This window comes from Streptomyces muensis, assembly GCF_021474425.1.
Taxonomy (GTDB): Bacteria; Actinomycetota; Actinomycetes; order Streptomycetales; family Streptomycetaceae; genus Streptomyces; species Streptomyces muensis.
The window spans coordinates 13,771-28,166 of sequence record NZ_JAKEIP010000101.1; the positions used below are offsets into that span (position 1 = coordinate 13,771).

Sequence of the window (14,396 nt, forward strand, 5' to 3'; positions counted from 1 at the left end):
ACGCCGTAGAGTTGCGCGCACGCCATCCACAAGATCGACCGATTACGAGGCTCTCACCGTGCGCCGACGCTCACTTCTCATCGCCGTACCCGCAGGAATGGTCACGCTCGCCGCATGCGGCGATGACAAGGACGACAAGGCGAGTGACAGTGCGTCGCCCTCGACTCCGGCGACGTCGGCGGCGCCGTCGCCGAAGATCGTGGACGGTCCGCTGCCGGCGATCACCGCGGGCAAGAAGTTCGGGGAGAAGCCGACGGTCGCCAAGGGCAGCGGCGATCCGTCGAAGGACCTGGCCGTGAAGACGGTCATCGCGGGCAACGGCAAGACGGTGGCGGAGAACGACTTCGTCGTGGCCAACTATCTCGGGCAGATCTGGGCCACCGGCAAGTCCTTCGACAACTCCTACGACACCAAGAGGCCGCTGCTCATCCGGCTCGCCGAGGGCAGTGTCATCGCCGGCTGGCGGTACGGTCTGGCGGGGCGCAAGGTGGGCAGCCGCGTCCAGATGGCCATCCCGCCGACCTGGGGGTATGGCCCGCAGGGCAACGCGGACGCGGGGATCAAGGGCACCGACACACTGGTCTTCGTCATCGATGTCCAGGAGGCGTTCAACGCCAAGAGCTCGGTGACGGGCGAACCCGTCGCCCAGGACGATGTCGATCTGCCGAAGGTCGGCACGAACACCGACGGCAAGGCTCCCTCCGTGACCGTCCCCAAGACGGACCCGCCGAAGAAGCTGGTGACGGCCTATGTCCTGGAGGGCGACGGCGCCGAGGTCAAGGCGGAGCAGACCGTCCTGTGCCAGTTCAAGGGCGTGGTCTGGGACAGCGGCAAGGAGTTCGAGTCGAGCTACCGGCAGGGACAGCTGAGCCAGTTCGCGCTGCCCCAGATGGAGCAGGTCGTGAAGGGCCTGGCGCAGGGTTTGACGGGCAAGAAGGTGGGCAGCCGGGTGCTGGTCGTCGTACCGCCGGACCTGGCGTACGGGGACACCCCGCCCAGCGGCGGTGTCATCAAGAAGGGCTCCACGCTGGTCTTCTCGGTCGACATCCTGGCGGCGATGTAGCCGGGTCCGGATGTAAGACTGTGCTGTTGCCTTTCCACAAGAAGCAGGAGCGTAAGACGTGAGCATCGACAAGCCCGAGATCGACTTCCCGGGCGGCGAGCCCCCGGCGGACCTCGAGATCAAGGACATCTGGGAGGGCGACGGCGCGGTTGCGCAGGCGGGCCAGACCGTCACCGTGCACTACGTGGGTGTCGCCTTCAGCACGGGCGAGGAGTTCGACGCCAGCTGGAACCGCGGTACGCCGTTCCGTTTCCCGCTGGGTGGCGGCCGTGTCATCAAGGGCTGGGACCAGGGCGTGCAGGGCATGAAGGTCGGTGGCCGGCGCCAGCTGACCATCCCGGCCCACCTCGCCTACGGCAACCAGAGCCCGACTCCGGCGATCAAGCCGGGCGAGACGCTGATCTTCGTGGTCGACCTGCTCGGCGTCTGATCGTCGTGTCCGACGGTCGCTTCCGGTCGGCGCAGGGCTGATCGGCGTACGACCGGACCCGACTACCTGGGGCCCATGCCTGTCCGGGCATGGGCCCTCGGCTTTTGCCAGGCCGTCGCGGAGCGGTACGGTCATCGTCCGTAAGCACCATAGGGAAGGCGAAGGGCGTCGATGGCCATTGCCAAGGCCGAGCGGCTCATGAACCTGGCGCTGTGTCTGCTCGGGACGCGGCGGCCGCTGAGCAAGCGCGAGCTGCGTGAGTCCATCGAGGCCTATCTGGAAGCCGGTTCCGACGACTCCTTCAACCGGATGTTCGAGCGCGACAAGGACGATCTGCGCGAGCTCGGCCTGGTCATCGAGACGGTGGAGAACCTGGACGGCGAGGTCGGCTATCTGGCCCGCCGGGACAGCAACCGGCTGCCGCCCATCACTTTGGACGCCGAGGAGGCCGCCGCCCTGGGGCTGGCCGCGAAGGTGTGGCAGCAGGTCCGCCTGGCGGGTGCGGCCAGCGGCGCCCTGCAGAAGCTGCGCGCGGCCGGGCTGCCCGAGGACGTCGACCCGTACGAGGCGCATGGCGCGCTGGAGCCGCGGATCCCGGTGCACGAGGCCGCGTTCGAGCCGCTGATGCTGGCCTGCCGCGACCGGCGTCCGGTCGTCTTCGACTACCGCAAGGCCACCGCCGCCCGGCCCGAGCCCCGGCATGTCGAGCCGTGGGCGCTGGAGTGCTGGCGCGGCCACTGGTATCTGGCGGGCTGGGACCGCGACCGTGGTGCCGAGCGGGTGTTCCGGCTGTCCCGGATCACGGGCAGGGTGCGTTCGCGGGGCGCGCGGTTCACCGCGCCGGTCCCCGATGTCGTCACCGTGCGGGAGACCGTGGCGAGCTGGGCGGGGGAGACCGCCGACCGCTCCGCGCTGATCCGGCTGCGCACGGACGCCGGGTACCCCCTTCGGGCGAAGGCCACGGCGGTGCGGGAACTCGGGGACGGCTGGGACGAGTTGGAGATTCCGTACGGCCACGGGCTGGACGCGTGGCTGGTGGAGTTCGGGCCGGACGTGGTGGTCCTGGAGCCCGCGGAGCTGCGGGCCGACGTGGTGGACCGGCTGCGTGCCGTGGCCAAGGGCTGAGGGGGAGCGGAGCGAGACAGTGGCAGGCAAACCGGTTCGGCCCGTCAACGCCATCGACCAGACCCGGCGGATGCTCTCGCTGGTGACGTATCTGAGGGAGCGCCCCGGTGCCCGCGTCGAGGACGTCGCGCGTGCCTTCGGCATCTCCGAGGACGAGCTGGTCTCGGACCTCGATGTGCTGCCCATGTGCGGCACCAGCTTCCGCGGCGGCGATCTCCTCGACATCGACACCGACGGCGAGCGCATCTGGTGGCACAACCCCGACGACGTCGCCGAGCCGCTGCGGCTCGCCGCCGACGAGGCCACCGCGCTGCTGGTGGCCGCCCGGGCCGTCTCCACGCTGCCCGGGCTGCGCGAGAGCGACCGGCAGGCGCTGCTGCGGGCGACCGCCAAGGTGGAGGCCGCGGCCGGGGAGGCGGCCGGCGCCAGCTCCCGGCTGTCGGTGACGTTCGAGGCCGAGGGCGGTGTCTTCGCCGACGTCGACCGTGCGATCTCCGAGCGGCGCCGGCTGTGGATCCGCTACTACTCGCCGGCCCGGGACGAGGTCACCGAGCGCGAGATCGACCCGATCCGCCTGGTCAGCGTCGGCCACACCTACGTCGAGGCCTGGTGCCGGCGCTCCGAGGCGCGCCGCACCTTCCGGCTCGACCGGGTCGCCGAGATCAAGATCCTCGACGAGCCGTCCGCGCCGCCCGAGATCGAGCTGCGGGACCTGTCCGAGGGGCTGGTGCAGCCCGCAGCGGAGGACCCCGAGGTCGTCGTCGAGGTCGGACCGGGCGGACGCTGGGTCGCCGAGTACTACCCGCACGACAGCGCCGATGAGCTGGCGGACGGCGGGCTGCGTATCACTCTGCGCACCCCCGACCCCGCGTCGCTGCGGCGCCTGGCGCTCCGGCTGGGCCGTGACGGCCGTATCGTCTCGCCGCCCGAGCTGGCCGACAGCGCCCGGCAGGCGGCCCGTGAGGCACTCGCGGCGTACGACGGGGTCGAGGCGCAGGGCGCTCACGGGGCGCACCCGGTGCCCGACGGGCAGTAGCACGGGCCCGGTGGGACAGGCAGCTCGGCAGGCAGTGGGACAAGCGGTGCGACAGGCGGGAGCAGGACTTTGAGCGAGTCGGCGACGTCCGGGGTGCGGGAGATGACGGTGGCGTCCGCGTTCGCCGGGATGAGAAGCGTCTCCCCGGTGGTGTTCAAGGCGGGCTGCCCGGACTGCCGGGGCCGTTTCGAGCTCACCGCGGGCGCCCTTCGACTCGCCATCGGCGCGACCAGCCGTACGACGTTCTACTCCTTCACCTGCCCCGAGTGCGGCGCGTCCGTCCGCAAGCCGGCAGGGGAGCGGATCGTGGAGCTGCTGACGGGCGGCGGGGTCAGCACCCTGCGGCTGCACTCCACGCTGTAGGACGGTCTAGGCTCGGCGTCATGTTCTGGCCGATGTTCGCGGTAGCTGTGGGTTTTCTGGGTCTCGTGGTGCTCGGTGTGCTCGCCGTGCGGGTCTTCCTGGAGGCACAGCGCCTCGGCCGGCAGGTCACGGATTCCGCGCGACGCATCAGCAGGGCCGCGGAGGACCTGGAACGGGCGACCGCGAGCGCGGCCAGGGCTGTGGACTCGCTGTAGTCCGCTCAAGGATTCGGTGTGAGAGCCGTGTCGCGTGCGTTTTGGGCCACTTCGGCCTGTCAACTTGCCGTCCTCGCCAGGTACGCTGCGGATTGCGGGGCCGAGAGCGAGGCGCGGGCCCGCGGACTGGGAGTATGCACAGGGATTGTCTCGCGTTCACCCCTGAGCGTTACGATCCCTGGCAGCACGGTGGTCGGATGAATGTCCGACCTGCCGGGTAATCGGACCATGTCGCCTCGGTGAAGAAGGTATACAGCTATGGGTAGGCTCGGCCCCACCGAGATCATTCTGATCCTCGTAGTCATCATCCTGCTGTTCGGCGCCAAGAAGCTCCCGGACATGGCCCGTTCCCTCGGCAAGTCGGCCCGCATCCTCAAGAGCGAGGCCAAGGCGATGAAGGACGAGGACAAGTCCGCCGCCCCGGCCGACCCGCCGAACAACAACACCGGCGACCAGCAGCCCCCCGCCCAGCGCATCATCCAGGCCGCCCCCGGCGACGCGACGAACGCCCGCCCGGTCAACGAGCCGACGGACACCACGAAGCGCTGACGCAGGGCCGGTGACCTCCGGCCCGCCGCACGAGATGGGAACGTGGGTTGCTGAAGTCTGCCCGCAAGAAGGAGAAGGATCCCGAGGGGCGGATGCCCCTCGTGGAACACCTTCGTGAGCTCCGCAACCGGCTCGCGAAGGGCATGCTGGCGATCACGGTCGTCACCATCGTGGCCGCCTTCTACAACGCGGAACTCATGAAGTTCCTCTCCGATCCGGTCCCGCGCTGTACCACGGGACTGGGCGAGACCACGGGCGGTGCCTGCGCGGTCGTCGCGTACACCGACCTGCTTTCTCCCTTCACGACCACGGTGAAGGTGAGCCTCATGGCAGGCATCGTCCTGTCGAGTCCTGTCTGGCTCTACCAGCTGTGGGCGTTCGTCGCCCCGGGACTGCACAAGAGCGAGCGCAAGTACACGTACTACTTCGTGGCCGCCGCGGTGCCGCTGTTCTTCGGTGGTGCCTGGCTCGCCTACACGATCATGCCGATCAGCATGCGTGTCCTGCTGGGCATCACGCCCGACGGGTCGGCGAACATCCTGCCGATGGACAAGATCCTCGACTTCAGCGTCCGGATGGTGCTTGTCTTCGGTGCGGCCTTCGAGCTTCCCCTGCTCCTGGTCATGCTGAACCTGACGGGCATGGTGACGGGACGCCGGATGCTCGGCTGGTGGCGCGGCGTCGTCATGGGTGTCTTCGTCTTCGGTGCCGTGGCGACCCCCACCACCGACCCCATCGGCATGATGGCCCTCGCCGGGCCGATCGTCATCCTGTACTTCATGGCGGTGGGCTTCTCCATCCTGAACGACCGACGACGCCGCCGTAACGACCCCGATGCCGAGCTGGACGACGACGAGGCCTCCGACCTCGATCTGACCCCCGAGAGCATCGACGAGGTCGAGACCGTCTCCGCGAGCCGGGCGCTGCCCGAGCAGGCGAGCACGGAGCGGGTCAACGGCTACGACGACGTGACCTGAGAACAGCGGTCCGATGAAGTGACGCGGCCGGGGCGCCTACGGGGCGCACCCGGCCGCTTTCGCTGCGCGGCCGTGAGCTGCGGGGATCCCGGGTCCGGCGAGGGCCGATCCGGATAATGATCGTCCTGTTGTCAGTGGCGCCCGGTACGCTCGAAAGCACGATGACAGAGGACCTCTCACCGGCCGAGCGGTACGCGGCAGCACGCAGGCGCGCTGCCGAGCAGGCCACCGCGCTCGCCTCCTTCCGCGAGATGTACGACTTCGGCCTCGACCCCTTCCAGATCGAGGCCTGCCAGGCGCTCGAGGCGGGCAAGGGCGTACTGGTGGCCGCGCCCACCGGCTCCGGCAAGACGATCGTCGGCGAGTTCGCCGTCCACCTCGCCCTGATGCAGGGCAAGAAGTGCTTCTACACGACACCCATCAAGGCGCTGTCGAACCAGAAGTACGCCGACCTGTGCCGCCGTTACGGCGACGGCATGGTCGGCCTGCTCACCGGCGACAACAGCATCAACTCCGACGCCCCGGTGGTCGTGATGACGACCGAGGTGCTGCGGAACATGCTGTACGCCGGGTCGCAGACCCTCCTCGGCCTGGGCTATGTGGTCATGGACGAGGTGCACTATCTCTCCGACCGCTTCCGCGGCGCCGTATGGGAAGAGGTGATCATCCACCTCCCCGAGTCGGTCACACTCGTCTCACTGTCGGCGACCGTGTCGAACGCCGAGGAGTTCGGCGACTGGCTCGACACCGTCCGCGGCGACACCGAGGTGATCGTCTCCGAGCACCGGCCCGTCCCGCTGTTCCAGCACGTGCTCGCCGGACGTCGGATGTACGACCTGTTCGAGGAGGGCGAGGGCAGCAAGAAGGCCGTCAACCCCGACCTCATGCGGCTGGCCCGGATGGAGGCCACCCGGCCGTCGTACCAGGACCGCCGACGCGGTCGGAACATGCGTGAGGCCGACCGGGAGCGGGAGCGCAGACAGCGGACCCGGGTGTGGACTCCGGGGCGCCCGGAGGTCATCGAGCGCCTTGACGCCGAGGGGCTGCTGCCCGCGATCACCTTCATCTTCAGCCGGGCCGCGTGCGAGGCCGCCGTACAGCAGTGTCTGTACGCGGGGCTGAGGTTGAACGACGACGAGGCGCGGGAGAAGGTACGGGCCCTCGTCGAGGAGCGCACCGCTGCCATCCCGTCCGAGGACCTGCATGTCCTCGGCTACTACGAATGGCTGGAAGGCCTGGAGCGAGGCATAGCCGCGCACCACGCGGGCATGCTGCCGACCTTCAAGGAGGTCGTCGAGGAACTGTTCGTCCGTGGCCTGGTGAAGGCCGTGTTCGCCACCGAGACGCTGGCGCTGGGCATCAACATGCCCGCCCGGTCGGTGGTGTTGGAGAAGCTCGTCAAGTGGAACGGCGAGCAGCACGCCGACATCACACCCGGTGAGTACACACAGCTGACCGGTCGCGCGGGCCGCCGCGGCATCGATGTCGAGGGCCACGCCGTGGTGCTGTGGCAGCGCGGCTCCAGCCCCGAGCACCTCGCGGGACTGGCCGGCACCCGCACCTACCCGCTGAAGTCCAGCTTCAAGCCGTCGTACAACATGGCGGTCAACCTGGTCGAGCAGTTCGGCCGGCACCGTTCACGCGAACTGCTGGAGACGTCGTTCGCGCAGTTCCAGGCCGACAAGTCGGTCGTCGGGATCTCCCGGCAGGTGCAGCGCAACGAGGAGGGGCTGGAGGGCTACAAGGAGTCCATGACCTGCCACCTCGGCGACTTCGAGGAGTACGCGCGACTGCGCCGCGAACTCAAGGACCGCGAGACCGAGTTGGCCCGCGAGGGCGCGGCACAGCGGCGCGCGGAGGCCGCGGTCGCACTGGAGAAGCTCAAGCCGGGCGACGTCATCCATGTGCCGACGGGCAAGTACGCCGGTCTCGCACTGGTACTTGACCCCGGGCTGCCCGCCGGACGGTCCAACGGCCACCGCGGCTTCGAGCACCACGACGGGCCGCGCCCGCTGGTCCTGACAGCGGAACGGCAGGTCAAGCGGCTGGCGTCCATGGACTTCCCGGTGCCCGTCGAGGCGTTGGAGCGGATGCGGATCCCCAAGTCCTTCAACCCGCGCTCCCCGCAGTCCCGTCGGGACCTCGCCTCCGCCCTGCGCACCAAGGCGGGGCACATCGCGCCGGAGCGGCACCGCAAGCGGCGCTCCCAGGCGGCGGACGACCGCGAGATCGCCCGCCTGCGCAAGGACATCCGCGCCCACCCCTGCCACGGCTGCAACGACCGTGAGGACCACGCCCGTTGGGCCGAGCGCTACCACCGGCTGCTGCGGGACACCTCGCAGCTGGAACGCCGTATCGAAGGCCGTACGAACACCATCGCCCGTACGTTTGACCGGATCGTGGCGCTGTTGACCGAGCTGGACTATCTGCGCGGCGACGAGGTCACCGAACACGGCAAGCGGCTCGCCCGGCTGTACGGCGAACTCGACCTGCTGGCCAGCGAGTGCCTGCGGGAGCGGGTGTGGGAGGGCCTCGGCCCGGCCGAACTGGCCGCCTGTGTCTCGGCGTTGGTGTACGAGGCGCGGGTCGGGGACGATGCGATGGCGCCGAAGCTGCCGTCGGGCAAGGCCAAGGCGGCGCTCGGTGAGATGGTGCGGATCTGGGGGCGGCTCGATGCCCTTGAGGAGGACTTCCGGATCACGCAGAGCGAAGGGGTCGGGCAGCGTGAGCCGGATCTCGGGTTCGCCTGGGCCGCGTACATGTGGGCCAACGGGTCGGGGCTGGACGAGGTGCTGCGGGAGGCGGAGATGCCGGCCGGGGACTTTGTGCGGTGGTGCAAGCAGGTGATCGATGTGTTGGGGCAGATCGCGGCGGCTTCTCCTGCGGAGGGCTCCACTGTGGCCAAGAGTGCGCGTAAGGCTGTGGATGGGCTGTTGCGGGGGGTTGTCGCCTATTCGTCGGTGGGGTGAGGCTTCGTCGGCGGGTGCGGGTTCGTTGGGGCTGGTCGCGCAGTTCCCCGCGCCCCTAGGGCGTGCACTCGCCCCCGCTTGAGAAGCGCGGTCACTCGGTGGGAGTCAGGAGCTCGTGAGGATCACCAACTGCTGCGTTGCTCTCGTCATCGCCACATAGCGGTCCACCGCGCCCTCGATGTCCTCGCCGAAGGTCTGTGGGTCCACCAGGATCACCAGGTCGAACTCCAGGCCCTTCGACAGCTCCGGGGTCAGTGACTGGACCCGGTCGGTCGGGGGGAACTCGGGGGCGCCGATCACGCAGGCGATGCCCTCGGTGTGCTCGGTGAGCCAGGTGCCGAGGATCGCGTCGAGGTCGGTCGTGGGTCCATGGACGACCGGGACGCCGGTGCTGCGGATGGATGTCGGTACGTTCGCGTCCGGGAGGGCGGTGCGGATGACCGGCTCGGCTGCCGTCATGATCTCTTCGGGGGTGCGGTAGTTGATGCTCAGGGATGTCAGGTCGATGCGGTCGAAGCCGACTCGTTCGAGGCGTTCCCGCCAGGACTCGGTGAAGCCGTGACGGGCCTGGGCGCGGTCGCCGACGATGGTGAAGCTCCGGGACGGGCAGCGCAGCAGCAGCATCTGCCATTCGGCGTCGGTCAGTTCCTGGGCCTCGTCGACGACGATGTGCGCGAACGGGCCGGCGAGCAGGTCCGGGTCGGCGGTGGGCAGGGCGGAGTCGTCGACCAGGGAGTTCCGCATGTCCTGCCCGTGCAGCATGATCAGGACGCCTTCGCCGTCGTCGTAGGTGTGGGCTTCGAGGAGGTCGTCGACGACCCTGCCCATGCGCTCGCGTTCGACGGCCACAGTGGCCTCGTGGCGGCGTTTGCGCCGTGACGCCTCCGGGTCGCCGAGCCGCTGGCGCGCCGCGTCCAGCAGGGGCAGGTCGGACACCGTCCAGGCCTGGGCGTCCGCCCGCTGGAGGCGCTGGACCTCCTCGCGGCTGAGCCAGGGGGCGCACATCCGCAGATAGGCGGGTACCGACCACAGGTCGCCGACCAGGTCCGCCGCTTCGAGCAGCGGCCAAGCGCGGTTGAAGGCCGTCAGCAGCTCCCTGTTCTGCGTCAGCGACCGGCGCAGCAGTTCGGGCGAGACGTCGCCGTCCTGCGTCGAGGCGTCGGCCTCGTGCTTGTCCGTCAGGATCGTGAGCAGTTCCTCCCAGACCTGCTCGCGCGCCTCGTTGTGCGGAGTGCCGGGTTCCGCCGCTTCGAACGCCACCGTCCAGTCGTCGGCGCTCAGCCAGACATCCGACCAGTGGGTCGTGACCGTCATGCCCTTGGCGGGCGGCTCCTCGTAGAACCGGACGGCCTTCTCGATCGCCCTCACCAGCTCCGCGGACGACTTCAGCCGGGCCACCTCCGGGTCGGCCTCCACGGTCGCCGTGGCGCCCTCGGTGACGAGGTCGCGCAGGAGGCAGGTCTGCACGCCCTCCTCGCCGAGACTGGGCAGGACATCGGAGACGTAGGCCAGGTACGGGCGGTGCGGACCGACGAAGAGGACGCCGCCGCGCCGGTGACCGAGGCGCGGGTCGGAGTGGAGGAGGTAGGCGGAGCGGTGCAGGGCGACGACGGTCTTGCCGGTGCCCGGGCCGCCGTCGACGACGAGGGCGCCCCGGGATCCCGCGCGGATGATGGCGTCCTGGTCGGCCTGGATCGTGCCGAGCACGTCCCGCATCCGCGGTGAGCGGTCGCTGCCCAGGCTGGCGATGAAGGCGGACTGGTCGTCGAGGGCGGCGTGGTGCCCGCCGAGTCCGTCCGAGGTGAACACCTCGTCCCAGTAGTCGTTGATCCGGCCGTCGCTCCAGCGGTAGCGGCGGCGGCTGGCCAGCCCCATCGGGTTGGCGTGGGTGGCGCCGAAGAACGGCTCGGCGGCCGGGGAGCGCCAGTCGAGCAGCAGGCGCCGGCCGGTGCTGTCCGTCAGGCCGAGGCGTCCGATGTACACGGGCTCGGCGTCGTCCGCGCCGACCATGTGCCCCAGGCACAGGTCCAGGCCGAAGCGGCGCAGGGTGCGCAGGCGCGCGGTCAGCCGGTGGACCTCGATGTCCCGGTCCATCGCCTGCTGTCCCTTGCCGCCGGGCGCCCTGCGGACGGCGTCGAGACGGTCGGTGAGCTCGGCGATCGACTGTTCGAGGCACTCCGCGATGGCCGCGAAGTGCTGTTCGTCGGCGGAGATCAGGGTCGGGTCGGCCTTGGGGGAGAGGCGGTCGGGGAGGTTGAACGCGCTGGTCGTGAGGGGGTTCAAGGCATCAGCTCCGAAAGTGGGGTGGTCGGTTGGTCGGTTGGGGGCGTCCCGTCATTGCGGCCATGTGGCCATGCGGCCATGCGTCATTGCGGCTTTGTGTTGTTGGGACGTTGCGGCCTGGCGGCCTGGCGAGCCGTCCTCAGACGGTCCCGTCCAGCAGCAGCCTCGCTGCCATGTCCGTGCCGTCGGTGCGGATCGTCGCCGCCACCGCGCTCGCTCGCGCGCGGGTCTCGGGTGTGAGGGCCGTTTCGAGTGCGGTGGACAGGGACTCCAGGGTGGGCGTCGGACCGTCGTGCGCCGCGCCGATGCCGAGGTCGGCGACCCGGCCGGCCCAGTACGGCTGGTCCGCCAGCTGGGGCACGACGACCTGGGGTGCGCCGGCCCGCGCGGCCGTGGTCGTCGTCCCCGCGCCGCCGTGGTGCAGGACGGCGGCCACCCGGGTGAACAGGGCCTGGTGGTTGGCCTCGCCCACGGCGAAGCAGTCGTCCTGGTCGTCGATCAGGGCGAGGTCGGCCCAGCCCCGGGAGACCAGCACGCGGCGGCCCTGGGCGCGTACCGCGTCGATGGCCACCTGGGCGGCGTCCGTCGAGGCGTGCAGGGGCATGCTGCCGAAGCCGACGTACACCGGCGGCGTGCCGGCGTCCAGGAAGGCTGTGAGGCCGGCCGGCAGCGGACGGACGTCGGGTGCGATCCAGGCGCCGGTCTGGACGACGTCGAGGCCCGGCATCTCGTGCGGCGGGTCCAGGACCGGGTCCGTCGCCAGCCATGGCCGGTCGCCGATGACGTGGTCGCGGACGTGGGCCACCGGGGGCAGGCCGATCGACGCCCGGTTGGTGTTGAGGGCCTCACCGAACAGCGCGTCGATGCTCTGGGCGTCCAGCTCCCACAGCGCCCGGTTGTCGGTCACCTCCGGGGGAAACGGGCGGCCCGCGTAGGCGAGCGGCGGGCGGTGCGGCGACGGCAGCGTGAGCTGCTGGAAGGTCACGGACACGGAGGGGATGCCCAGCTTCTCGGCGACCGACCGGGCGCCGGCCGCGGCCGGCATCATGCCGGTCGCCACCAGCAGGTCACAGCCCTCGGCCGCCACGGGCATCACCTCGAACTGTCCGGCGATCACCTCGGCCGCACGCCGGGGCATCGACGACGGCGGCGCCACCGCCTTGGTCAGCGCACGCGCCGACGGGCCGACGGGCACCAGCGGCACGTCGACACCGGCCAGCCGCCGCGCGAAGTCCTCGTCCGGCGGAGCGCACACCCGCACCTGGGCGCCGAGCTCCCGCAACCGCACTGCGAGCCCGACCATCGGCTCGACATCCCCCCGCGACCCATAGGTCGACAACAGCACACGCACTTCGCGACTCCCCGTTTCCGCAGGTCTTTGGCCCAGGCCGGAGATTCTGCGGTACGACGGGGGCCTTGCCGCAAGCCCCCCGGTGCGCTATAAGTTGAGAGTGGCAAGGAGTCGGAGACCTCCTTGCCTTTCTTTTTTGCCGCTCTTCTCGTCGTCCGCGGCAGGCCGGACGCCCCCGGAATCCGATCTTCACCCGTCACGGTGAGTGGTCTTCGCACGCCCGTGCGCCGTAACGCATCGTGTACGAATGTAATCCGAGCGTATAAATGGGGCCGAGCGTACTACCGCCGCGCACCCCATTTCAGGTGCTTGCTGAATATGACACAGCGATGATCCGGTCGGACTAAGCTCGCCCGCAGCGCACCGAGTTGAGGTGTAATCGTGCGCTTGTTCCCCAATCATGCAGAAGATTCCGACATACCCATGACATTCCCCCCTGCAAGCTCCCCCTACACCCACCCGATTCGTTTCAGAGGGCCCACATGGTGAGCGTTCAATCCCCGCCCAGTCGCCGTGAACTCCCGTACGCGCGCGTGCTGTTGCTGCCTGCCATAGCGATGGCCGCGGCGACCGGAGCCGCCGTCGCCGTGGTGACGGAGCCGGCCCGGACGGCCGTCGGCGTGTGCGGTGCCGTGGCCATGCTGCTGGTGCTGGTGTCCGCGGCCGAAGTCGTGCGCCGCGGCCGCGCCCTGCGGGATCTGCGGGCCGAGCACGCCCGTCACACCGCGTATCTGGAAGGGCGCGTCGCCGCCCACGACGAGGCGATGAACCGCCTCGCCACGGAGATCACGCCCGCCGCGATCAGCCGGCTGCAGCGCGGCGCTTCCACCTATGAGGTGATGCGCGACCTCGCCAAGCTCGACCCGTCCTACGCCCATCTCTCCCGGGCGGAACTGTCGTTGGTGCGGTCGATGCTCGACATCGTCGACCACCAGGAAGCGCTCCGCGACTCCGCCCAGCGCTCGTTCGTCAACATCGCGCGCCGCGTTCAGTCGATCGTCCACCAACAGGCCGTGGAACTCCGGGAGATGGAAGAGGACCACGGACGTAACCCCGAGGTCTTCGACGACCTGCTGCGCATCGACCACGGCACCATGCTGATCGGCCGTCTCGCCGACTCCATCTCCGTGCTCGGCGGCGGCCGACCCGGCCGCCAGTGGCCCGAACCCGTCCCGCTGTACAGCGTGCTGCGCGGCGCCATGTCCAGGATCCTGGAGTACCGCCGCATCAGCCTGGACTCCATCGCCCAGGTCAACATCGCCGGCATCTCCGTCGAGCCGATCATCCACGCCGCGGCCGAACTCCTGGACAACGCCACCCGCTACTCGCCGCCGCAGACCAAGGTCCACGTCACCGCCACCGAGGTGCAGACCGGAGTCGCGATCGAGATCGAGGACTCCGGCGTCAGCCTCAGCGAGGAGGCCCGCGCCAGGGTCGAGGGCATGCTGGAGCGTGCCAAGCAGGGCACCGACCTCCAGGACATCGGCGAGTCCCCGCGCCTCGGCCTCGCCGTCGTCGGCCGCCTGTGCACGGCCTTCAACATGCAGGTCTCGCTGCGCTCCTCCGCCTACGGCGGTGTGCGCGCCATCCTCGTGGTGCCGCGCGAGATGATGACCAACGACCCCGCGCCCGGACTCGCCCACGGCATCGGCGCCGGGGCCGCGCCCAAGGCCGACCCCGACGCGCTCGAGGGTCCCAAGCGCGCGCCCAAGAAGCGCCGCCCCACCAGCCCGAAGATCACCGCCGCCATGGCCTCGATGGAGGACGACGTCCCCGTCGTCACCGAATGGACCGCGGGCGGGCTGCCCCAGCGCCGCAGCCGGGTCAAGACCCCGCTCAGCAAGCGCATCGCCGAGCAGGCGGCCATCGAGCAGGCCGAGCGGGAGGGCAGGCCCACCATCTGGTCCACGCCCAAATCGGAACCCGAGCCCGAGCCGGCGCAGGACGAGTCGGTCCCCGGCGCCTGGGTCGAGGCGTTCTGGAACGGACTCAAGGACAAGCCCGACCCGCTCACACTCAAGCCGCGAACCCAACC

At 70.1% G+C, this 14,396-nt stretch carries 12 protein-coding genes; 10 read left to right on the forward strand and 2 right to left on the reverse strand.

Going from position 1 to position 14,396, the window contains the following annotated elements:
• Positions 1–58 precede the first annotated feature (58 nt).
• The 9 genes from L0P92_RS23160 to L0P92_RS23200 all read left to right on the forward strand — a co-directional run bounded on the left by L0P92_RS23160 (position 59) and on the right by L0P92_RS23200 (position 8,727).
• Positions 59–1,063: an FKBP-type peptidyl-prolyl cis-trans isomerase gene (locus L0P92_RS23160; RefSeq protein ID WP_234764751.1), complete on the forward strand. Its 1,005-nt coding sequence runs from the start codon at positions 59–61 to the stop codon at positions 1,061–1,063.
• A gap of 58 nt (positions 1,064–1,121) precedes the next feature.
• The gene (locus L0P92_RS23165; protein WP_030053355.1) at positions 1,122–1,493 is read left to right on the forward strand and encodes an FKBP-type peptidyl-prolyl cis-trans isomerase; all 372 of its coding nucleotides are present in this window, start codon (positions 1,122–1,124) and stop codon (positions 1,491–1,493) included.
• A 171-nt stretch (positions 1,494–1,664) separates the two neighbouring features.
• Positions 1,665–2,618 carry a helix-turn-helix transcriptional regulator gene (locus tag L0P92_RS23170; RefSeq protein ID WP_234764752.1) on the forward strand — a complete coding sequence of 318 codons (954 nt, stop codon included), beginning with the start codon at positions 1,665–1,667 and terminating at the stop codon, positions 2,616–2,618.
• A 19-nt stretch (positions 2,619–2,637) separates the two neighbouring features.
• Positions 2,638–3,654 (forward strand): helix-turn-helix transcriptional regulator, encoded by a 1,017-nt coding sequence (locus L0P92_RS23175; protein WP_234764753.1) that lies wholly within the window; start codon positions 2,638–2,640, stop codon positions 3,652–3,654.
• A 69-nt stretch (positions 3,655–3,723) separates the two neighbouring features.
• Positions 3,724–4,017, forward strand: coding sequence for a CpXC domain-containing protein (locus L0P92_RS23180; protein ID WP_234764754.1), 294 nt, complete (start codon positions 3,724–3,726; stop codon positions 4,015–4,017).
• 20 nt (positions 4,018–4,037) lie between these two features.
• Positions 4,038–4,232, forward strand: a complete 195-nt coding sequence (locus L0P92_RS23185) for a hypothetical protein (RefSeq protein WP_030053360.1) — start codon at positions 4,038–4,040, stop codon at positions 4,230–4,232.
• 258 nt (positions 4,233–4,490) lie between these two features.
• Positions 4,491–4,781 carry a Sec-independent protein translocase subunit TatA gene (gene tatA / locus L0P92_RS23190; protein ID WP_217214442.1) on the forward strand — a complete coding sequence of 97 codons (291 nt, stop codon included), beginning with the start codon at positions 4,491–4,493 and terminating at the stop codon, positions 4,779–4,781.
• Between the two features lie 47 nt (positions 4,782–4,828).
• Complete coding sequence (tatC, locus tag L0P92_RS23195) at positions 4,829–5,758, forward strand: twin-arginine translocase subunit TatC (RefSeq protein ID WP_234764755.1); 930 nt, start codon at positions 4,829–4,831, stop codon at positions 5,756–5,758.
• 116 nt (positions 5,759–5,874) lie between these two features.
• On the forward strand, positions 5,875–8,727 hold the full coding sequence (locus L0P92_RS23200; RefSeq protein ID WP_234764756.1) for a DEAD/DEAH box helicase: 2,853 nt from the start codon (positions 5,875–5,877) through the stop codon (positions 8,725–8,727).
• 105 nt (positions 8,728–8,832) lie between these two features.
• On the opposite strand, the gene helR is transcribed toward L0P92_RS23200, so the two are convergent.
• Positions 8,833–11,010 (reverse strand): RNA polymerase recycling motor ATPase HelR, encoded by a 2,178-nt coding sequence (gene helR / locus L0P92_RS23205; RefSeq protein WP_234764757.1) that lies wholly within the window; start codon positions 11,008–11,010, stop codon positions 8,833–8,835.
• 139 nt (positions 11,011–11,149) lie between these two features.
• Entirely contained in the window at positions 11,150–12,361 is a 1,212-nt protein-coding gene (locus L0P92_RS23210; protein ID WP_308289747.1) for a glycosyltransferase, read from the reverse strand.
• 482 nt (positions 12,362–12,843) lie between these two features.
• Between L0P92_RS23210 and L0P92_RS23215 the strand changes: the two genes are divergently transcribed.
• On the forward strand, positions 12,844–14,396 hold a 1,553-nt coding region (locus L0P92_RS23215; protein WP_234764759.1), incomplete at its 3' end, for a sensor histidine kinase.